The sequence below is a fragment of the Kothea flammea genome, from assembly GCF_052161645.1.
Lineage (GTDB): Bacteria > Planctomycetota > Planctomycetia > Pirellulales > Pirellulaceae > Laterigemmans.
In genome coordinates this window covers 7,345,050-7,366,073 of sequence record NZ_CP197414.1, presented here as the reverse complement: position 1 = coordinate 7,366,073, position 21,024 = coordinate 7,345,050, and the positions used below count along the sequence as shown (strand labels likewise).

The 21,024-nt window shown below is 54.9% G+C and carries 18 protein-coding genes and 1 tRNA gene; 10 read left to right on the top strand and 9 right to left on the bottom strand.

What is annotated here, in order from left to right:
• The first annotated feature begins 138 nt into the window (after positions 1 to 138).
• From SH139x_RS27515 to SH139x_RS27505, 3 genes are read left to right on the top strand one after another with little or no spacing between them, the layout of a single operon-like run.
• Positions 139 to 366 carry a BlaI/MecI/CopY family transcriptional regulator gene (locus SH139x_RS27515; RefSeq protein WP_488352920.1) on the top strand — a complete coding sequence of 76 codons (228 nt, stop codon included), beginning with the start codon at positions 139 to 141 and terminating at the stop codon, positions 364 to 366.
• On the top strand, positions 367 to 903 hold the full coding sequence (locus SH139x_RS27510) for a carboxypeptidase-like regulatory domain-containing protein (protein WP_488352919.1): 537 nt from the start codon (positions 367 to 369) through the stop codon (positions 901 to 903).
• Positions 904 to 959: 56 nt separating this feature from the next.
• Positions 960 to 1,379 carry a hypothetical protein gene (locus SH139x_RS27505; protein WP_488352918.1) on the top strand — a complete coding sequence of 140 codons (420 nt, stop codon included), beginning with the start codon at positions 960 to 962 and terminating at the stop codon, positions 1,377 to 1,379.
• A gap of 620 nt (positions 1,380 to 1,999) precedes the next feature.
• On the opposite strand, the gene SH139x_RS27500 is transcribed toward SH139x_RS27505, so the two are convergent.
• Entirely contained in the window at positions 2,000 to 6,112 is a 4,113-nt protein-coding gene (locus tag SH139x_RS27500; protein ID WP_488352917.1) for a M56 family metallopeptidase, read from the bottom strand.
• Complete coding sequence (locus tag SH139x_RS27495; protein WP_488352916.1) at positions 6,109 to 6,549, bottom strand: BlaI/MecI/CopY family transcriptional regulator; 441 nt, start codon at positions 6,547 to 6,549, stop codon at positions 6,109 to 6,111. The genes SH139x_RS27500 and SH139x_RS27495 overlap by 4 nt, the downstream gene beginning before the upstream one ends.
• A gap of 318 nt (positions 6,550 to 6,867) precedes the next feature.
• On the opposite strand from SH139x_RS27495, the gene SH139x_RS27490 reads away from it, so the two are divergent.
• Positions 6,868 to 7,551: a toxin-antitoxin system YwqK family antitoxin gene (locus SH139x_RS27490; protein ID WP_488352915.1), complete on the top strand. Its 684-nt coding sequence runs from the start codon at positions 6,868 to 6,870 to the stop codon at positions 7,549 to 7,551.
• 88 nt (positions 7,552 to 7,639) lie between these two features.
• On the opposite strand, the gene SH139x_RS27485 is transcribed toward SH139x_RS27490, so the two are convergent.
• Positions 7,640 to 8,611, bottom strand: a complete 972-nt coding sequence (locus SH139x_RS27485) for a M48 family metallopeptidase (RefSeq protein ID WP_488352914.1) — start codon at positions 8,609 to 8,611, stop codon at positions 7,640 to 7,642.
• Positions 8,612 to 8,825: 214 nt separating this feature from the next.
• Between SH139x_RS27485 and SH139x_RS27480 the strand changes: the two genes are divergently transcribed.
• Both SH139x_RS27480 and SH139x_RS27475 read left to right on the top strand, forming a co-directional pair.
• Positions 8,826 to 9,719 carry a hypothetical protein gene (locus tag SH139x_RS27480; RefSeq protein WP_488352913.1) on the top strand — a complete coding sequence of 298 codons (894 nt, stop codon included), beginning with the start codon at positions 8,826 to 8,828 and terminating at the stop codon, positions 9,717 to 9,719.
• 187 nt (positions 9,720 to 9,906) lie between these two features.
• Entirely contained in the window at positions 9,907 to 10,794 is an 888-nt protein-coding gene (locus SH139x_RS27475; RefSeq protein ID WP_488352912.1) for a hypothetical protein, read from the top strand.
• 399 nt (positions 10,795 to 11,193) lie between these two features.
• Here SH139x_RS27475 and SH139x_RS27470 read toward each other — a convergent pair.
• The 3 genes from SH139x_RS27470 to SH139x_RS27460 form a co-directional block, all read right to left on the bottom strand.
• Positions 11,194 to 11,266, bottom strand: a tRNA-Cys gene (locus tag SH139x_RS27470).
• 321 nt (positions 11,267 to 11,587) lie between these two features.
• Positions 11,588 to 14,137, bottom strand: a complete 2,550-nt coding sequence (locus SH139x_RS27465) for a TAXI family TRAP transporter solute-binding subunit (RefSeq protein ID WP_488352911.1) — start codon at positions 14,135 to 14,137, stop codon at positions 11,588 to 11,590.
• Between the two features lie 84 nt (positions 14,138 to 14,221).
• Entirely contained in the window at positions 14,222 to 14,818 is a 597-nt protein-coding gene (locus SH139x_RS27460; protein WP_488352910.1) for a sigma-70 family RNA polymerase sigma factor, read from the bottom strand.
• Between the two features lie 152 nt (positions 14,819 to 14,970).
• Between SH139x_RS27460 and SH139x_RS27455 the strand changes: the two genes are divergently transcribed.
• From SH139x_RS27455 to SH139x_RS27445, 3 genes are all read left to right on the top strand, one after another.
• Positions 14,971 to 15,732, top strand: coding sequence for a TlpA family protein disulfide reductase (locus SH139x_RS27455; RefSeq protein WP_488352909.1), 762 nt, complete (start codon positions 14,971 to 14,973; stop codon positions 15,730 to 15,732).
• Between the two features lie 105 nt (positions 15,733 to 15,837).
• Positions 15,838 to 17,040: a hypothetical protein gene (locus tag SH139x_RS27450; protein WP_488352908.1), complete on the top strand. Its 1,203-nt coding sequence runs from the start codon at positions 15,838 to 15,840 to the stop codon at positions 17,038 to 17,040.
• Positions 17,037 to 17,879: a copper homeostasis protein CutC gene (locus SH139x_RS27445; RefSeq protein WP_488352907.1), complete on the top strand. Its 843-nt coding sequence runs from the start codon at positions 17,037 to 17,039 to the stop codon at positions 17,877 to 17,879. Before SH139x_RS27450 ends, SH139x_RS27445 begins: the two co-directional genes overlap by 4 nt.
• Here the strand turns inward: SH139x_RS27445 and SH139x_RS27440 are convergent.
• Both SH139x_RS27440 and SH139x_RS27435 read right to left on the bottom strand, forming a co-directional pair.
• On the bottom strand, positions 17,876 to 18,205 hold the full coding sequence (locus SH139x_RS27440; RefSeq protein WP_488352906.1) for an ArsR/SmtB family transcription factor: 330 nt from the start codon (positions 18,203 to 18,205) through the stop codon (positions 17,876 to 17,878). The genes SH139x_RS27445 and SH139x_RS27440 overlap by 4 nt on opposite strands.
• 114 nt (positions 18,206 to 18,319) lie before the next feature.
• Positions 18,320 to 19,003 carry a hypothetical protein gene (locus SH139x_RS27435; RefSeq protein ID WP_488352905.1) on the bottom strand — a complete coding sequence of 228 codons (684 nt, stop codon included), beginning with the start codon at positions 19,001 to 19,003 and terminating at the stop codon, positions 18,320 to 18,322.
• Between the two features lie 127 nt (positions 19,004 to 19,130).
• Between SH139x_RS27435 and SH139x_RS27430 the strand changes: the two genes are divergently transcribed.
• Positions 19,131 to 20,105: a hypothetical protein gene (locus SH139x_RS27430; RefSeq protein ID WP_488352904.1), complete on the top strand. Its 975-nt coding sequence runs from the start codon at positions 19,131 to 19,133 to the stop codon at positions 20,103 to 20,105.
• Between the two features lie 181 nt (positions 20,106 to 20,286).
• Here SH139x_RS27430 and SH139x_RS27425 read toward each other — a convergent pair whose 3' ends face one another.
• Complete coding sequence (locus SH139x_RS27425) at positions 20,287 to 21,009, bottom strand: lamin tail domain-containing protein (RefSeq protein WP_488352903.1); 723 nt, start codon at positions 21,007 to 21,009, stop codon at positions 20,287 to 20,289.
• Positions 21,010 to 21,024 lie beyond the last annotated feature (15 nt).

Genomic DNA, 21,024 nt, shown 5'->3' with positions numbered 1-21,024 from the left:
GAGTGTAGGTATCGCTGAAACCGCTTGGTTCGCTCGCGAAGCCGGAGACAGCTTTGCCATCGCCGAGAGACCTATGTCGAGGTGCTTGTCGTGACACGGGATTTGGTTTTGTAGCAACGAAGCCAATAAGCCAAGCAAATGTTTCTTCTGCTGAACCATCGCCAGGAAGGGACGAAGTACGTCTACCGCCCCACGCAGTCCAAGGAATCGGCGAGTAAAAGAGCACTGAAGCACTTAGTTGCTACTTTCTTCGATGGTTCTGCGAGTGATGCAGTGGCTGCATTGTTGGAAGCCGAGAAGTTGTCTGACGCGAGTCTTTCCGAGCTGGAATCGTTAATTAAGCAAGCTCGTCGCGAGGGGCGTTAAATGATCATCCAAGGTCACTATCTTTCGGCAGCTATGTTGCTGGACATTTCTCTGAAAGCCACCTGCATGATCTTCGTGACGATCGTTTTTGATTGGTTCTACCGTCATTGCTCGGCGGCCTTGCCTCTGGTTGACCAGCTTGATCGCCCGAATCAGAAAGCGGAGGTTTATTTTCGCAAAGATGGCTTCAGCCCTCATTATAATCCCCAGCAGAAGCTAGGTGAAGAAGATTTGAAGGTTATTCTTGGCAAGCGCAGCTTGATTGAAGGTGTTGTTCGTGACGCCGCGTGCAAGCCCGCTTCCAATGTTGAAGTTCGCAGTGAGCATGGCCCCCATCAAGCGGATGGCGTCATGATTGGTTTCGTCGTCGATTCCACAACCACTGACGCTCAAGGCCGCTATCGTCTGTACGTTCACCCCGAATCTTATCGCATTCTTGTTCGCAGCAGCTTGGGCCTTTCACTGCGTACATACCACGAACGATCGGTCGTTGGTGGTCCCCGGCGGCGAAGCATCCCCATGAGCGTGAGTCGATAGTCGACGGACAGTTTCAGAGAAATCTCGATGATCTAACATTCGATCTCAGCGTGAACATGGAAGCGATTACGATCTTCGTTGAACCAGGTGCGATCTTCAAGTGCAGAGTAATTGATCCCGATGGCAATCCTGTGGAAGGTGCCACCGAGGCGCCGGCGAAAACAGGGAGCGGAAATTCATTGACAGGTGACACCCGTTTCAGTGTCAAGACCGACGCCACGGGGGCATTTACTTCTGTAATGCCGGCCGGTAGGGGATTTCAATATAGTATGGTCGCACATGACGGCGAGTACCGGCAATGGCGAACCTGGGCCAACGGAGTTTCGTCGGCTTTCGGTTCTCAACCAGGGGAGTTGATTGACAATATCACTATTCAGTTGACACGTCCGGCGACCGTTCGAGGTAAGGTTGTTGCGACAAATGGGCAATCCGTTGCCGGTTTAGAGGTCCGTGCTCACGTCAAGGATCCTTTTTGAGAACCGTTATTTTGATCTGACAACCCGGCTCGCTGACGACGGCGCATTTGAGCTGAAGTTTATCCGACCTGGTGCACACTATATCCAGGTGGCGCCTTTCTACCTGAACGCCGCTGAGGTTCCCGCCGGCTCAACAATGCTTCTTGATTTGCAACCGGGAGAAGTAAAAACAGGAGTCGAATTGAAGCTGCCAGCAACCGGTGGTTAGCCCTTCGAAAACAACGCGTCTGCCCCCACGATCCCCCTATTCAACCCCGTCCAGGCGTACTGCTTGCTGCCAAACGCAACCAACGCAAAGAACATCTCTACCTGGGCGATACAAAGCGTATCTAATCCTAATTAGACGAGCTGAATGAATCAGCGGGACCTGTCCCAGCGAGGCTGTCAGTGTTCAGTAATGCAAGTGTTGTGTTGGAATCGGCGCGAATTTAGAACACGTCAATCATAGATGAAAATTTCTTACGAAACGCCAGCTTGTCGCAGCTCTTTGTATGCAAATCACTGGGCCTGGCTGCACGGAGCATGAGTAGTGAAATCGCTAAGCTAACCAAGCTATTTACTGCGATTAGCCAAAAAACAAATCGCTGCGGGCTGACGCCTGGTTTCCCTGCAAATTCTTCTTAATCTCCCAGGCTATCAATAAGCTGGTTGATTTCGTCATCGCTGAGCACCTGACAAACCTCATCCAGCATCTTGCGAAAATGTAGTTTGCTCTCATAACCCAGCATGAAGCCGATATTTCCAGTTGGCCCGTAACTATCAACCAGCACTTGTCCTTCCGCATCGTAGAACGCAAAAAAAGGCACTCCCACTCGTCGCCCAGCCGTAACCTGCTCTGCTAGCTCCCGGCCGTGGCGATCCCGAACATCGTCGATCTTTAGCATCACGAATTCCTTGCCCAGCAGCTCGCGATGATCGTCTAACCAGCGGTTTAACCTAAGGCAGGGAGCACAATAACGCTGACTAATGCGAACCCACACGCGTCGATTCGTTCTGCCGGCCAAAGCAAACGCGTCGTCCCACTTGCCGTACCCGTCGACAACCGCCGGCGAATGCGTTGCCAGAAATTTCCTGGTGTCATTGACTGACTCTTTAACTGAAACATCAATGTTCAAACGTCCTAACTCATTCCCGGCCGCATCGATCGCGACGGCCACAACGTCGCCTGCAGGTGGTATTGGCCACGCGCGTTCACGAGCGTAAACCTTACCCTGTCCGCTCCCCCCATCGCCCGTGTCAATGCGGTATTGCATGAAATTGCCCACATTCGGATCTGTCTGGTAATCCAGCAGATACCTATCGACGAATTCTCTGCACTTCGTGTCTGAGTAGTCAGTCAAAATTGCTATCACATGATACTCGCCCAACTGGGCATCTCGCATGATACGTTCAACCCGCTGGCTGGTCGTCAACTCGTTCTCATTTTCCTGGCTTGAGCCGAGTCGATGGATGCTCGCAGGACGCTGTTCATTCAACTTAAGATAGCACTGTTCAAGAAGATAACGAGCATTCAGAGGAGCCGAGTCAGCCAGCGCCGCGCAGGTGAGGGTTACCTCGGTCAGTCTCGGCAACGGACCAATGCGATAATTACCATTCTTGTCCGTCTTGGTCGAAGTTATGATGGTCATGTTCGTCGAAAAACCCGTAGTTCTTATGCCGGGCTCTCGATTGCGAATGGCACTCGTGGCTGTCACCGGATAGCTGGCAATCCCCTTTCCATCTTCATTGATAAGCTGCCCAGTCACATATCCAGTGGGCAGCAGGCTCAAATCAAAAGGTTGAGAAAAGTCAGTTATTAACGCCGAGCCAGCGTATTTTCCGTCCGCACTTATGGCAAAACAGCCCACGGCAGTTGCTTTGGTCGCTACCTCAAACCTACCCGCTTCATCTGCTTGCGGAGTAAACTCATCGCCAAGTTGACCATCAACGGCTTGCACTTTGATGGTGACCGTTCCAAAGTCGACCGCACCGTCCCGCGGACCAATAAGACGACCAACCACTTGGCTGCTGACAGCGTTTTCTTGATGGAGCTGCACGCGATTTTCTTCCCCTGGACTGACAACAATTTCCGCCTCCGACCTCCAGGTCGAGCTATACACGGACGCCTTTAATTCCCCGCGAGGCACATAGCCAACGGCCAGGCCATCTCTGTTGGTCATTACCCAAGTATCCCGAGCAGAACTTCCATTTTTTCGTACTCCGTCTTCAAACCAAGAGACTGAAATTGGAGACCGTAGCGACACAGCTTGCCCAGCGATTGGCGCGCGTTGCTTTCCAGATGTAACTTGAATGGTCACCGGGTGTCCGTCTAACGCAACCAGATGTGGCGAGGTAATTTCCTCCGTTTTAGCGTCAACTGGCAAAATGTTTTGCGGTTCCGAAACCCACCGATCGTCCAAGACAAATACGGAGTATGTCGAGTTTGGCAATGCATCGAAGGCGAAGTTGCCATCCTGGTCTGTCATCGCGTAACGAACATCCCGGTGGCCCTCGGTTTCCGCTTGGAAACTGGATGCCTCCACCAATACGCCCCCCACATATTGCCCTCCTCTTGAAACGCTCCCCTTAACAAGCACCCGCTCCGCAGGGCGCGCGACGACCACTTCTACCCCGTCCTCTGAATTGCTCTGTGACGTCAGCACCCACCGCTCATCTTTCAGCTCCGCATAATGATATGCCTCACCAATTTTCGGGAACCAACGGTAAGTGGCCGTTCCCGTCTCATCCGTCACAACCTCACTCCCGATCGGATTGCCGAAGTAGTTGACACGCGGGAGCGGAGTGGCCACCGACAATGTCAGTCCTACGCCAGCGACCGGTTCTCCGAGTTCGTCGACGACGTAGGTCTTGCGATCTCCACACTCCACCATCTCAATCACAAGCTCGGATGCGCTTGGATCCCGAGCAGGTAAGCGCGTAAACTGGTAACCACCAAGCAATCTAGAATCGGACCAAGCAGTTACGCTAAGAAGTTTTCCACCAGCAATGATGCCAACTTCAACCTCTCCGTTGGCATCGGTCGTGGCGAAGGTGTCTAAGACGCCCGTTCCTGGTCCGCTGACGAGCGTTTTCACTTTTGCACTCGCAACCGCCTGCTGTTGGTGCAGGACCTTTAAGTTGAGCGTTCTTACTGGACGCTGGAATTCAAGGTCCATACCTCGGACCATCGCAGACCGCAGGTTGGCGCCGCCAGCTCCAGCGACCGCGACGCGGCCATCCTCGCTGGTTCCCACGATCGAAAGGCTGAACCAGCGAAGCGTTTTGGCGGGTATCCAGACCTCATACTGATCACCTGTAATTGACACCGGTAGCGATCTTGCCGGATGCGGATGCTCATGTATCTTGACTTCGACCTGAGGGCTCTGCGGTGTCCCCGCGACACCACCAATTAATCGGCCCCGGAGTCGAAACTCTAAATTATCCCCTTCGCCCCTGACCCAATCATCCGTAGACTCCACTTCGTTGAGATCATCGGCTAGCGATTCTCGTTGGGCAACTGCCGCCGCATTGTCTAAGTTGATCGTTGCCAGTAAGACGCTGCTCATCGCCACCGCTAACACCACAGTCCCGATTTTGCCTTGGTGACTAACGCTCGTTGCCAACACTCGACGCCCATCCAGTAATCCGGCAATTCGCTCGCGCAATGACCAACCAGAACCAACGACACCGATCGACCCCAGCGGATTCGATCGACCGGAACAGAGCTGAGCGACCTGCAACAAAGTGCGACTGTAGGAAGTGGTACCGTTCTCGACCAACACAAAATTGTCACATACCTCTTCGCTAGCCCGAGTCAGCCGGCTATTGACATGGAGAACAAGAGGATGAGCCCAGAACAGCGATCGAACCAGATTTTGCAGGACTAGAAAATATTGGTCCCGACGAATCACGTGAGCCAACTCGTGCACAAAAATTTCAGTCATTGGTTCGACTGAGATTTGCTCATAAAGATCCTCGGGAAGCAAAATTTTTGGTGTGAATACCCCTGCCACAATGGGCGTGGAAACATCACTTGACACGCGCACCTCTGAAATCTTGCTCTCGCAACCAACTGCTTCACAGGCCGCCCTGAACGCGGACTCGATTTTATGAGAACACACTGCAACTGAATTGCGAATTATTTTCGATAATCTTAACGTGGCAACGATCCAGCGAATCAAGCATATCACACTTCCGAACAGCCACGCGAGGCACAGCAGAGAACCTATGATCCGCAAGGTTGCATAGTTGTCCGCAGACCACGAAGTCAGGCCAGCGGACCGCTCTTGCTGAGTTAGTTGACTAAGATTCGGCTCCAGCGAGCCATCATTTAGAAACCGTGCGTTCAGCTGCGAGGCCGCGGCAGTGGGCCTCGTCGCATCAGTGCTTTTCTCGCCAGTCTTTACCTGCTGGTCAAAATTTGCGGGCATGCGGCCTGCAAAGGCGGAGTCGCGAGTTGCCAGTCTAAGCAGATCGCCATTCGGCGAGCCACTGAGGAGCCGATCACCAACAGTTGCCGTCCCCACGGACAAAAGCCCGAGCCCAGTTCGCTGGAAGACATACGCACTCATCGGCGAAACCAAGATCAACACCAGGCCGGTGGCAAAGATTGCGTGCCGCGCGGCTGGGTTCTTGAGTGCTAGCCTGCTGCTGATCAGCGTGGCACTCGCCAGCAACGTTACTTGGACCAGAGTCGTCGTAAACCAGATCAAAATGGAGACGTCGAGCATCAAATTCGCTGTGAAATCGATCATTGCTTACGTCCCTTTTGGGGTGGCTGTTTGCTTTCAGAGGCGTTTCTTTCGCTCACTTTCAATTCGGCCTGTTCGATCAGTTCGCGAATGTTCTGCAATTCGCTCTCCGAGAGGCTCCGGTGTTCAAGCAAGGCGTTAACCATCTGCTCGGGTGAACCAGCGAACATGAAATCGACCATGTGCGCAACGCGAGCTCCAAGCGACTTGCTGCGAGTTCTGGCGGCTGAATAAACGAACTTTCGCCCTCTTTGGACGTGCCGCAGCCAGCCTTTTTCCTCCAATCTGACCATCAAAGTCTGCACGGTGTTACGCGCGACTGCCCGGTGCTCCGCAATCCTGACGTGAACATCGCTGACGGTCACTTCGCCCAGTTCCCAGACCGTCTCCATGATCTCCCGCTGAGCTTCGGTGAGTGGATTAGCCTCGCGTTTCGCCATGCTGTCTAGCTCCAAATCGGGCAAACCGACAAACTGTAGGTGATCACGGTACCTACAGTCTGTCGGTGAGTCAAGCTCTCAAAAAAGAAAGTTTCCGTCCACGGAAATAACTCGACATTCGCCTGACACGATCCATGGTCCGGCCTCATGGTTATCCCGAACTGCACATCCCGGCGGTTCCTTGCCGCACGAGAAGTCGCCCGCTTTGGTCTTCCACCGAGTTAGTTGGTGACCGATGATAGCGGTGACATTCGGTAGGACCCTCCGAAAAGCATCGCCATTCTTGTCCTGGGCAATAGACTCAAAGGCTGCAATCGCATGAGTAAACATCACATACTGATAGTCACCTTCCTCTGTGTCTTACTCGCAATTGCGACGACTCTCGTTGGCTATATCACTCCCAAAGCTCAGGTCTTGCAATTTTCTTCATCTTATACTGGTTATTATCGAGGATGCGGTTTCCATGACGACAGTGGATTTTTTGGAAAGAACTGGTTCCGGATCGAAGTGGATGAAGGTGATTACGGCTATTGGGAGGTAGATGTTAATGGAATTGGTTACTCAAGCTACCGCGGTTTCTATCCATCAGGGAGCTTGCGGGAGGAAGGTCAATGTATGGTGGAAAATAACGGAGGTGACATCGTAGCGTACCGAGAAGATGTCCTTAATGGGACCTATTACGATCCTGCGGGAAACATGGTCTCCGAGGTGATTCAGGGCACAGGTACGCAGTTGCTGTTTGACGCGAAGGGAAATCTTTATTGGGAACTGCAGTTAGTAGATCGGAAATACTCGCTGGTCAGAATGTGGCACTCAAATGGGAACCTGATCCATGAATCGCGGTATCAAAATGGAAAGCAACATGGAGAAGCAAAAGGCTACTACGACAATGGACAGTTGAAGTACCAAGGTCGGTACTCGAACGGGCAAAAACGGGGCCTGTGGAAGGAATTCGACGAGGATGGAAGTTTGCTATCCCAGTCGAACGAAGGCGGGGAGTAAAGAAAGTGCCCAGCTACCGCCACCAATAAATTTGAGGATTGTCCTTTGTTGAGCAAAAGCCATGCACGCGGCTGGAAAAAAGCTCGCCTTACCTGGGGAAACGCTGTTCTGATTTAGCGATTCTGCGTTTGAGATTTTCGCGTCCCACGTACGTTGCGTCCGGGAACTTGCGTTTGTTCTGGTCCGCCAATTTCGAAACCTCTAAAGCACGTAACTCCGCGTCGGGGTGGGATTTCACGAACCCAGGAATGAATTTTTGCCAAGGCATTGTGGCCGCTTGCTGTTGGTTCCAGCGATTGAGCATGCGAGCCAATTCCAAGGGTTGATAGCCGATGGCCATCATCCACCGTATTGCATCGGCGTCAGCTTCGGTTTCTTGTTCGGGACGAAAGGGCCGTGCGACGAGGCTGATCATCAGCATGCTGTCACTGAAATTTAGCGGCTGCTGAGCCAGTTTCGATTGTTTCAGTGGTAGCAGTTGGTGCCCGCGGTCGAGGTGGCTGAGCTCGTGGGCTAAGACTCCCACCAGAGCCGCCTCGCTCTCAATTTTGGTTAGTAATCCGCGAGTCACCAACAAATGACCGCCGGGGACTGAATAGGCATCCTCACTTTCGGTTTCGATCAAATAGATCTGCAGGCGCGGATATCGTTTGGCGTTATCCATTTGTGGTCGAATACCCGCAATAAGTTTGCTCAGGTAGGCTGACTCCGGAAAGCGACTGGTGACTTCAATTCTCTGCTGTTTCATCGTTTTGATGAAACCATCGAGCACTTTGCGGCCGTATTGCGACTCTTCATTGGTCGAGACCTTGATCCCGTCCAGTTGTTCAAGTTGTTGTGGAGTCATTCGCCCAAACAGCGGTTTCATCGGTCCCGCATTCTCAGCCATCCGCTCGAGCATTGCTTGCATCGCCGCGGCAGGATCCTGGAACGGCAATTCCTGGGCGGTAAGCGACCGCTGAACTCCAGTAACACTGATCGTTGCTAAGATCACGATCGAACCCACGCACGCACGTGAGCAAAGCGTTTGCTTGGTGTATGTTTGAGCACGGGACAGCATGGTTTCAATTCATTTCGTAGCGATGCCGCGGGCACGGTATATGGGAGCCTCCTTGCGCCTGAATTGTCGCGATTTTTAAGGAACCGCCACAAAAAAGACGCGTCTCGCATATAGTCTAACTTCTTTCTGATTACCCATGCAATGAATCGGGCGCAAACAAATGATTGGCATACCCCCACGCTGTTATTCTCTGTGTCCGCTGTTGTTTATCGTCATGCTGACGGGTTGCGACCAATTAGCATCACCGCCGCTTCCCGTTGGAAATGGAGGCGGACGACTGGCGGCTGAGTCGCAGGAACCGGATGTTCGCAATGCTTTGCTGGAGAAATTGCAAGGCAAGACTTTGGAGCAGAAGCTGCAAATATTGCTTGATATCGTAAAGCAAGATGCCAGCGAGTCGGCGAGGCGTGACGCGCTCGACTTTATTTGTGGACTGGGGAAAGATGCGAGTCCGTTGGCCGAGGCTTTGGCGGAACAGTTGTTACTGGAGAGCAATGTTCGCATGGTTCCCGACCTCAAGACGACGTTGGTAGAAATCCAGGCAGACGTTGAGAATTATTTCATCACTGCCGCTGCTTCCGCTGATGAAGCACAACGGCTAAGGATTATTGACGTTTTGGGTGAGTTGTCAAAAGCGAAACCCGAAACCCTGTCGTTTCTTGCTGTACAATTCGAAGCGAAGAACCAAACTGCCAAAGTCGCAGCCATTAAAGCCGTTGGAAAAATCGGTCCGGCCGCCCAGGGGATGCTGCCAAAGTTGAATGAGCTTGCCGGAAGACCGCGAGTTCCGCTTGAGGGGAGCACGGATGGTGGACGCGCTTTTCGTGCCAGCCGCGACTTGCAAGGGGCGGCCGTGCGAGCGATCGAGGCGGTCGGTGCCGACAAATCATCCATCGATGTTTTGACGGCGGCTTTGTCTCAAGAGCCTCAGATCGCCGAGCCCGCGGCGCGAGCACTCGGAACGCTTGGGCCGGCAGCTGCCTCGGCTCTGAAAGACCTAGAAAAGTTAGCAGCCCGGAATGATCATGGAGGCAAGGACATCAAAACGCGACTGGCCCGCGAAGCTGCGGCAGAAGCCATTCAGCTAATCGGACGGCCAGCCAAGTAACTCTAGACACAAGGGTTCGCACCGCAAGTGGCTGGAGATAATAACAATGCAACACTATCGACATCCACGGCGATGCTGAATATGAATTGAGGCAAATGGACTCAACTCTTTCTCGTTCAATTGACCAAGTGCAGCACGGATCTCTACAAACCGAGGCCCGCGGAAACGAAAGCAGGGGCACGTTCCCATGGATACTTTGCCGTTCGAGCACAAGTCGCGGCTGATCGTATTGATTAGCGTGTGTTGCATTGGATTTTTCGTCGTGGACGTGGCGACCCCAAGCTGTTTTGACGATCCATTTCCGGCGATGCTCGTTTTGGGGGTCGTCACGGCGCAGCTCACTGTTATCTGCGTTTGGGGAACCTTGGTACGTGGCACGTTTTGGATTCGCCTGCCATGGACCTTGTTGCTGCTAGTGATCTCGTGGTGCGGTTTCGCCATTGGGATCGAAATCAAGGGGAAAGGGGATATTGCCGAAACGATGCTTAGCGCAGCGGTGATGTGGTTGTTTGGATTTGTTGTCAGCTTTGTGCCGCTGAAGATCGCCGCGATCTGCTTTCGCTGGCAGATCATTCAGGAATCAGCGATTGCGCGAAACATGGTGATGGGCTCAAACTACGCGATTCGTGACATGATGATTGGCATGCTGTTGCTCGCATTGTCTTTGGGAATTGGGCGGGCGATGTTACCCGACGAGGACTTCAGCCTCAGCCGGGCGGTGCGGGCCAGCGTTCTCGGCGAGCTAGAAGGATTGATTGCAATTACGATTTATGGGATCGCCAGCCTGCTGGTGAAATTGCCCTGCATCTGGATTGCGTTAGGAGAAAAAATAGAGCGAATAAAGTCTAGAATTGGGGTTTGGGTTGTTTATTGTTTCTTATTGGCGATTTGCGAGTTCGGCCTTTTGATCGGAGTTTTGGGAGACCCGGGAAGCGAAGCCATTGAGTTTGTTGTCGGAATCATCTTCAGTCATCAGTTAATGGGAGCGATTATGTTGGCCGTCTGCCTCTCGCTGCGTGGGCTCGGCTATCGGCTGGAGCGGGCATACGCTGATCCAGCAGTCGCCGCGGCTTAGGAGCGATCGCTGGAGTTTCCCTCAATAAAAAACGCCCGCGGTGGATGGTTCCTCCGAGGGCGTTTTTAGTTGACAGGTCATTCGCAGTACGTTTACAGCAAGTTGACAACACAGTCGGCAAGGCCTCGCTCGCCGAGTACGATCGCAGGCAACTCCTTCTGTTGCAGCTGTGCGTTTTCGGTCGTCACGATCTCAACCTGAACATCTCGGATGCTATTTCAGTACATATACAGGCCGGAGCCGAGTTGACAATCACATCGAGTTGCTCATCGGCTAATTCCGGCTCACGCATGCTGACGACGCGCACGTCGTTCTTGCCGATTCAGCAAGGCAATCGTCTGCCCGCCAGCTTCATGGTGGACAAGTACGTGCCCCGGTGCGTTGGTTAGCAACCAACTTTGGTACGTGACGGTAGTCGAAACCGTGACCGTCAGTTTTGTGCACTGATGCTCTACCCACTGAGCTACTTCGTCCGATGTTCGTTTAGAACCCGTGGCACGAAACACGAAATCCCAGTCGTGTGAAACGAGGAAAATCGCGCCGCCGGAATCTCCTCGGTCGATCGCGACTTTTGAGACACTGCTCAGCCTCGTTGGTTCGCGTACCACCAGCAACCGAGGTCAAGGTTGCCTCGCGGTGCCTGCAATGTCGAGCGATTGTCCCCAATTGGTTGCGGTGCCTGCAAACAGCTGGGACAGCGGTTCTACAAAGCAAACAGCTGGGACAGCGGTTCTACAAAGCAAACAGCTGAGGACAGCGGTTCTACATTGCGATTGTCCCCAATCGCTTGCTGTCACTGGGCAAAGAACTTGCGCGCCTCGGGATGCAACACCATATTTTGAAATTCGGCGGCGGCTCGGCGAGGAATCAGCCGGGTGTCAAGCACGGGATCGGCATAGATGGCTGCCAACGCGGCGCTAACCAGCACGTTCGGCGTGTCGAGTCGCGCTGCCAGGAAAGCTGGCATGCCCACCGTATCAATCCCGTCATCGGGTAATAAACCGGGCGGGTACTCGCTGGCGGGAATATGCATGGGACGAAGTGTCGGGTGGTCGCTGGAGACGCGTCGCGATTCGGCAATCGGCAGCAATTCAAATTGTCCCAATTGCAGCAAGCTGGTGACAACTTGGCTGCCGGTTCCAATGCAGACAATTGCTCCGTCAACTTGATCGAGTTCATCGAAGTCACCCCAGGAGCTGACGATCAGGTTTAGGTCCGATTCTCCCATGCCATAGGAGTCAAATAACAGGGTTGCTGCCAAGCGTGATCCGCTCCCTTCAGGCCCCACGGCCACGGCCCGGCCCCGCAGTTCATCGATGGAATGAATTTTCTCGGAGCCGCGGACGAAGACATGCACCATTTCGTAAAACAGAGGTGCGACGACGCAGAGGTTATCACCTCGGATGGTCGATGCTTGCAAGGGAGCTAACTCCAGGTCGCCAGCCAACAATTGCTGACGATTATCGAGCGAGCCCTCCGAAGAGATGACGGTCGCATCGACTCCTTGGCTGCGAGAAATTCGCAGCGCTAGTTCACCGGAAATTTCATCATATACACCTCCCGGAATGCCCCCGGCAATCCGCACGTAATCAGGCATGCGACCGCGATTCCAATTGTCAACAATCACGACCGCGGTTAGCAGCAGAGGCAGCAGGATCACCAGCGCCAACATGCTGGTTTGAAACCTGCGATGCGTTTGGCTGGCATCCACGAATCGTCTGCCGCTGAGCGCAGCGACGATCGGCACATCGTTGACCCAGTTCCACAGTCGTTGCACGGGACCGCGGGGTTTTGCCAACACCGGGCGGCCCTGTAAATAGCGTTCTAAGTCTTCGGCTAAGGCTTTAGCTGAATGATAGCGGCGTTTGGGATCTTTCTCCAAGCATTTGAGTAAAATCGTTTCCAGATCCGCTGGCACGTCATCGCGAAATTCACGAGGGCTGGGGGGAGCCCGGTGAATCACTTGCATCAACGTCTCCATCACGGTCGCGCCGGCGAAAGGTGAACGCCCGGTGACCAAAGCGAACAACACGGCACCGAGCGAATAGACATCTGCCGTGCGATTGGCGCGATCTCCATGCCCCATCGCCTGTTCGGGAGCCATGTAGTTGGGAGTGCCAACCGCCGCACCGCTGCCCGTAACGCTGCTGTCCGCATCCGTATGTTTTGCCAAACCGAAGTCGGTAATCTGAACCTGGTCGTGTTCGTCAATCAACACGTTTGCCGGCTTTAAATCGCGATGCAAAATGCCTGCTTGATGAGCATGATGGATGGCGTGGGCGCAATCACGAACATAGCGGGCGGCCAGCATGCAAGGTAGCGGGCCGTCCGACAACAGGTGCGCCAAGTCGGTGCCCGGCACGTAGTCCATGGAAAAGTAGTGGTGTCCGTGCAGGTAGCCGAAGTCATGCACGGTGACAATGTTGGGGTGTTTGAGCCGCGCTGCGGCCCGCGCCTCGGTGCGAAAGCGACGAACTTCTTCTTCCCCGGCGAACACGCCCGAGCTGATCATCTTGACCGCCACCTGGCGATCGAGATTGCGTTGCGTCGCTAGGTAGACGACTCCCATGCCACCACGACCAAGCATCCGTTCCAGCCGGTAGTCGCCCAATTCGAAAGGCAGTGGCGGACCGGCTTGTTTTTTCCCGACGGCGTCCCCCGGCAATGTGGCATTGTGGGCAGCGGGCCCAGCGGCCTGCTCACCGCCACGCGAAACTTTGGGTAACGGCAGGGTCAGCGCCGTCGAGGGATCGGCATTGTGTGCATCAATATTCATCTCGCCGATGTTGGGCGCGCCGACGTCAAGTGGACCGGTCGCCTGCGGCTGCTGTAAATGCCCGGTATAGCCCGCGCCAATGGTCTCGGCGTCGGGCGAGACACGCGGCTTGGCTGGCTCTGATTCAGCGACGACGAACCGTTGCAACAAGTCGGCCGTGGCGATCAAGTTACCCAGTTCTGGGGCCAGTTCAGGAAACTGGGCAAGAAATTCGCTCCGCCGCTGGTCGCTGCTAATTGCCGGCTGATCTTCAGGGGACGAATCTTCAGCGAACTCCTCCCCCAAGTTGGTTGCATCGCAGAGTTTCAAGTACGCCGCGAAGGCCGCGTCGAGTTTGCCGGCATTCGCTAGTTCCTCACCACCCTCCGCTTCGTCATCAACTGCTTCGTCATCGACTACTTTGCCCTGTTGGTTAGCTTCTTGGTCTGCCGGGTGAGGCAATGCAATTCCCTCGCCGATTCCCTTGGTGGCTGGTCCCGCGGTGGTGGGCAGCTCGGGGGATCGGGACGGATGCAACGGGGTGTCCAGCTCTCCGGAACTGGGATGTTTGTCGGATTGGTCAGCCATCAAGGACTCGGTAATTAGGCAACAGCACGCTTAACATTCAAATGTCCCATAGATGATTCGTAAATTCCAGCGATTTCTGGTTGACTAATCAGCCATAATTTCGCGGAGTTTGCGGAGGCCCCGTTTGAGTAGCCCGGCAGCGGCTGTTTCGGACTTGCCCATGCGCTCGCAAATAGCCGCCAGGGGGAGGCCTTCCATGTACCTCAGACGGACCGCTTCGGCTTGCGTTTCGGGCAATTGAGTGAGCGCGTCGAGCATGGCCATGGCTGCTTCCTCTCGCATCACGCGGCGACTAGGGCTGGTGGTGCTGCCTGGCATTTGGGCAAACCAGTTGGCGGCCGCCGAATCGTTTCCGACGTTGACTTCGCGTCCGATCGATCTTTTTTGAGCCGACACGTGCCGCGCCACGGCTGTGGCTACGTTATGCTTTAGGATATTCCGAATCCAGCCAGCAAATTCGGCGGGAGTTTGGCCGCGAAACGAAGGCAGATCGCGTTGCGCTTCCAAATAGGTGTGTTGGACGATGTCGGCGGGATCGATTCTCCGCCGCAGGCGATCGTCCAAGTAACGATGGGCCAGCATCAGCAGGTAACCGCGATACTGTTCCAGTAACCGCCCGAGCATCTCGAGATCCCCCGATTTCGCTCGCGTTAACAATTCAGTCGTCGATTCGTCGGCCACCGTAAAATCTACCCGCTGATCGGAATTGACTACCCTTACCAACCTTCTAGTGTACGAAGCGAATAGATTAAAGTCGTGGGTGTGTTTCGCTTTTCCACCACGATATCGATTGTAGATGTATATCCCCCGTTTGTGGTTTTGCAGGTATCTTTATGACTAAGCAGTTCTTGACAAGGAATCGCCGGTTTGCGTGTGTGTCCCCTTTGGTGCTAGTCACTCTCTTGGCCGGCTGTTGGGGAGAGCAAGAAACGGTTATCGAGCGTGTTGGAGACGGGCAACCGATTAGTCCCAGCGCCGAAGTTTCCCACTCGGGTTCTTTGGTCGCATCGGCTGGCGATCTTGCCGAACTCGATATTCCCGAGGGGCCCCCAACCGATCCGTTGGTTCAGGTGGAGGTCTCGCCTTGGGACGAAATCATGGCGGCGGTGAAATCGGCAGGAAAACCCGTGGTGCTGGACGTTTGGTCCCTCAACTGCCAGCCCTGTTTGCGAGAATTCCCCGGATTGGTCAAATTGAACACTGAGTTTGGTGATCAGTTGAGCTGCATTTCCGCCAATATTGATTACGACGGTCGCCGCACGCATCCGCCAGAGAATTATCTCACCGACGTGATGGGTTTCTTGCAGTCCACTTCCGCGCGCACGGAGAACTACATCTGCGCCACCCCCAGCGAAGATGTTTACATCGCTTTGGAAGTCGTTTCGATCCCAGCCGTGCTGGTGTTTGATGCCGCCGGAAACGAAGTCGCCCGTTTTGTCGATGAAGGCGAGACGATCGGCTTCACGTATGAAGAGCATGTCATGCCCGCGGTGCGCAAGCTACTTGCTGATAGCACCCCTTCGGAGGACGCTGGTAGTGTTAGTTCTACGAACCCACCGACCGCTGGCGAGGCCTCGCCAGCGGTTGACAGTTGAGCCGCAATTCACGGCTGAGCTACGATAGACGGCAGAGCTGGGCGAGCTCGCTGTTAGCTGATAAGTTAGGCCGTTCTGAGATCGCCATCCCCGACAGAAGCCTTGATGACATCCATGACTGATCCGTTCCTGCAAATGAGCGAACTGGCTGCCGACCCCCCAGCCATGATTGCCACGCTGGTCAAAGTTTACCGCCAGCAGCAGATGCCGCACGAGTTATTTGAAGCGTTGAAGATGCAGATGCGGCTGCAGTTGGGTCTCCCGGTGTTGCCGGATGATTCGGCCCCACCGCAACCGGAGGACATTGAGCGTCAATTAGAGAGTGGCTTGTTAGCGGCGTGCCGCGAAGTGGGTGCGATGCTGATGCGGGCTGGGCGCGTCCGTGACGGCTGGACTTATTTGCGTCCCACCGGTGATATTCGGGCGGCCGCCGAGTTGATCAAGCAAGTGCCAGTTCGCGAAGAAAATGCGGATGAAATCATCAGCGTTTGCTTGCACGAAGCGGTCGATGTGGGGCACGGTTTTAAATTGTTGCTGGAACGGATGGGAACCTGCAACAGCATCACCACGTTCGATCAAGTGCTCACCAATCGTCATTATCGTGAGCAGCGGATCGCGGCCGCGCTGTTGCTCGATCACGTCTATAACGAACTGCGCCATTCGCTCATCGCGGATATACGTCGACGCCAAGAGGAAGGTGGTGCCGCGAAGCCCGACCAGACACCCGCCGGTGACGATCAGACGGTTGACCAATTGATCGCCAACCGACCTGAATTGCTAGCCGCGGGTGCCTACCACCTCGATACCACGCACTTGGCTTCCACGATTCGCATTTGTCGCGTTTTGGAAGAGCAATCTCAGCTGGAAAAGATCAGTCATTTGATTGCCTACGGGCGTAAGTTGCACTCGCAGTATCAATACCCGGGTGAAGAACCGTTCGTCGATTTCTATCCAGCCAACGGCCTGTTCATCGACGCTTTGCTGGGGCGCGGAGTCGATCAGGCGATTCGCTATTTCCGTGATAAGGCCAACCAGGTGGATCCTCTGGAGCATGGCACGCGAGCGGTCGAAGTCTACATCGATCTGCTCGACCGGTTGGGCCGTCCCCAAGATGCTTTACAAGCCGCTTTGGATCTGATTCCCGCCGATATCCCGGTGACTCGCGTCGCCCCGTTATTGCTCGAGCTGGCTCAGAAAGCTGGCAATTACCAACCGGTGCTCGATTTTGCCCGTCGTCGGGGTGACCTGTTGATGTTTGCCGCCGCCCTGTCTGAAGCAGCCAACGTCGACGCCACGGCCGCCTCATGATGGGGCTTCCAGCAGGCCCCGGTACAGCAGGCCCCGGTACAGCAGGCACAGCTCAGTTCCCCTTGCTCGAAGCCTGCGTCAGTTCCGCCAGCGAAGCGGTGGCGGCGGCGCGGGCTGGCGTCCACAGGTTGGAGCTTTGTTCGGCTCTCGAACTGGGTGGCCTGACACCCTCCTGCGGAACTTTGCAAACCGTGTTGGCCCATGTGGCTCTGCCGGTCGTTGTTATGATTCGCCCACGAGCCGGTGGCTTTTGTTATGACAATCTCGAGCGGGAAACGATGCGGCGAGATGCGAACGAGCTGCTCGCGGCGGGTGCCAGCGGGATTGTCTTTGGTTGCCTCACGCCTGCTGGTGACGTTGACCTGCAGCGCAGCGAATCACTGGTTCAGATCGCTAGGCAGTTCCAATCCACATCGCCGACCGTAGCCCGAGCGGCTGTCTTTCATCGCGCCTTTGATTTTATTCGCCAGCCGCTGGTAGCACTCGAACAACTGATCGGCATCGGCGTGAAGCGGGTGCTGAGCAGCGGCGGCAAAGCAACGGCGCTCGAGGGCGTTGACACGTTGGCCGCGCTCCAGCGAGCCGCTCGGGGGCGGATTGAAATATTGCCAGGCGGGGGTATTCGTGCGGATAACCTGCTCGAGCTGTTGCGGCGAAGTGGCTGTACCGCGGCCCACGTGGGAGCTTCGCTGCCAATCACCGATGGTTCACTAGATCACCTGCCAGATTTAAACCTTTGCGACAGCCGCTGCTGGGAGGGACACCGCTATCGGCAACTCGACGCCGCCGCCATTACCGCCGTCACGAAGGTTGCCAAAGCGTGGCGGAAGTCACCTTAATCGCCATTGGATGCTGCCGACAGCTGGAACTGGCAACAGCCGAAGTCAAACGTACCGCCGCGGGCACGCAGCTTGCTAAAGTCCCCGTTCCAAGCATAGTAAACGTACTTGCCGTCGCGGTATGAAGTGGCGATCTGAGCGTGATAGAGGGTTCGCAAATGGTGTGAAACCAAGCCAATCTCCATGTCCAACGCGAAGGCCACGTCGGAAACGGTTAGCGGTCCAGCCTGGAGCGCTTTGAGGATGCGCAAACGAGTCGGGTCCGCCAGTGCCTTGAGGTACACCGCGCACTGCTCCACATTGACTGGCTCGCTATCTTCGCTCATCGTACCACCTGTTCACGCCCGCACAGAATCGGCAATGCATTGTCCAGCAAGTTCACTGTGGCGTCAAGCAAACCTGACGTTGTCAATCATGTGGGGTGTCAATCATGTGAGTTGTCAATCATGACATGCTGGTAATTGCACGTTGTCCCGCAACTTGCGCACCGGATCCATCGGTCGCAGATCGCAACCTCCACTGACATCGTTGACCTTCAGCGGTCCGAAGGCGAATTCCAAGGGAATTTGCGGCGGGGCGCTCGATTCGCTGGGAAATGCCCAGTGCTTTGCCTGGACTTCCACGTGGCAGCAGTGCACCCCACGCTGGCCGTCACCCTGGCTGGAGACCGCCCAGCCATGTTCTCGCGCGGTGACTCGTATCCCCGCGAAGGCCTGGCGAATCTCAGCCGTTTCCTCACGCAAGTCAATTCCAATATGATCGAGGAATGGACGACTGCGACGTTGGCACTCAGTCTCCAGTAACTCATCCTCGGAAACTGGGATCGATGAGAAGATTAGATTGACGTCGCCAGCAAGCCTATACTTCACAAACCCTTCCTTGCCGTATTCCAAGTCACAGAACTGGGCGAGGAAATCATTGAGCTCCCGTCCGTTGGCGTTTTCGACTTTGATATGCAAATGAACTGATTGACAGTGTTGGATCGCAAAATGAAAAGGGAAATCGGCTTGGCAAATTGCCAATACTCGAGCCTGTTCGCAGGTGTTGATCAGTTGTCGTTGGACAAGCAGATCGGTGGCGGTTTTGAGAGGGGCGGCGGCTGGCATGATAATTTCTGCTGGCATTCGAATTGGCTGAAACCAAGGTGCCGCGTTGACACCTTTTCCCAGACAGTCTAACGTTCGTGAGAGTGTTGGCAAGTAATTCCTGGGCATTCACTGGGTAGGTAATTCACTGGGTGAGGGGAGATGGATGATGAGCAAGAATTCAGCAACTAACGCGTTTGATCTTGCAGGCCGCCGCGAGTTGCCCTCTCGGTGGCTGGTGATTTGGTTATTGCTGGTCAGCGGCGTCGCCATGGGCTGGTGGCCAAGCTGTCTCTTGGCACAGACACCTGCTGAGGCCCCGCAGACGACCTTCGATCCTTTTGACTCGCGTCATGATCGCTTCTTCCCGGCCGAGATGCGGCAGTGGCAAGGAGCCGCCGAACCGCTGGCCAAAGGCCTGCGTTCGGCCGAGGCGCTTCGCAGCCAATTGCTCGCAGTCGATGCGGCCGGTAAACGTCGCCTGGAGTTGATCTGTGAGACGGTGGAGAAGTTTCAAGCCGCCACGGAGGACGATCTGAGTGCTCGTCGCTCGATCGCCAATTTTCAGGTGTCTTCGCGACGCTTGCTTAATCAGCTACTTGGATATGAAGCGGTCACCAGCGACAGCTTTACCGCCTTCGATGGTCGCTGGTTTGGGCGTTGGGGAAATGATGCGGTGAATCATGATTGGCAGCCCAGCGAGCACTTTTCTCCACCCCGCACTTTCGCCCCGGCCAAGTCCTCGGTGTTGGCCTTGCAGTACGCTTGGATCAGCAACGGCTTTGGCTGGAACTACTTAGTCTCGCCTGCTGCCAATGCGGATCGCGAAGCAACCGGGGAACAACCCTATATCCTCGGCATGGTCTATTACTTCGCGGGGCAGGATTTCCAAAACATTCGTGGCGAGAAGCCGCATGTTGGGTTTGCCGATGGCCCCACGCGTTTAGTTTGGATCACCGAGCGGGAGGTTTTTCTGGAAGAGGTCTTTCCGCAGGCCGATCCGGCGAAGACCACCTACGCGATCACGGCTATCTACCATGATCTGCTCAGCGACACGCCGACGGTGACGGGGCGAGCGACGCAAGCGATCTATACGCGTGATCCCTCCAACCGTCCCGCATTTTATGAGTTTACTTGGTAGCGACCCCACATCCGCAAGCATTCTAATGTTCATACAAACATTAGAATGATTGTCAAGTAATAAATGTGGGAGGTAAATCGGCCAGAGGGCACATCGCTCGCTCCATCGCATTGGCTCTGACCAACGCCGATTCGGCGTTGGTCAACTTGAGGAGCGAATGCTCTAACGCTTGCTTGGCGGCTTAACCACGACGCCAGCGACGGCGTGCTAAACCGGTAGCACCCAGCAGCGTGAGCGCCAGCACCGAGGACGGCTCGGGGATCGCGGTAATCATCCCCGGCGAACCAACATCGAGCCCACCAGCTGACTGAAAAGCACCAAACTGGCCGGCTACGGCGAACGTGTAGCGAGGGTCGGTGAAGTCAAAGTTTGGATCGAACACCATTGATTGATATACTTCGCTGCCACCGGCTGATAGGCCTGCGTGTCCACCAAGTGACGAGCTGCCATCAGACAAAGTAAATCCGGCTGCCGCATAGCTGAGGCTGGTCACTAAGTTGTCAGCACTGTCAAACAAATTGACCGCATCGTTCTGCCCCAGTCCTAAGCCGCTGCCGCCGAAGGTCACGACTTGGTACGACCCTAAAGTCGTCCCCCACCAATCATGAAATTCGTTTGCGGTAAGATCTTCAACAAACACGATCGATTCGCCCACGGCGATCGACAAGGAGCCGAAGGTAAACGCTAAACTAGGATCCGCACTGCTATCGTCATATTTCCAGCCGGTCAAATCGACAGCCGAATTACCAAAGTTCGTTAACTCCCACCAATCTTGACCTGTGCCAAAATTCTGATTCGACTGAATCTCGGTAATCACCAGTTCCGCTCGTGCATGAGCACAAGCGAAGCAAGCCACCGTCGCCGCCAGCAGTGGCAGCAATCTTGCTCGCATACTCACAATCATGATGTAACTTCCTAG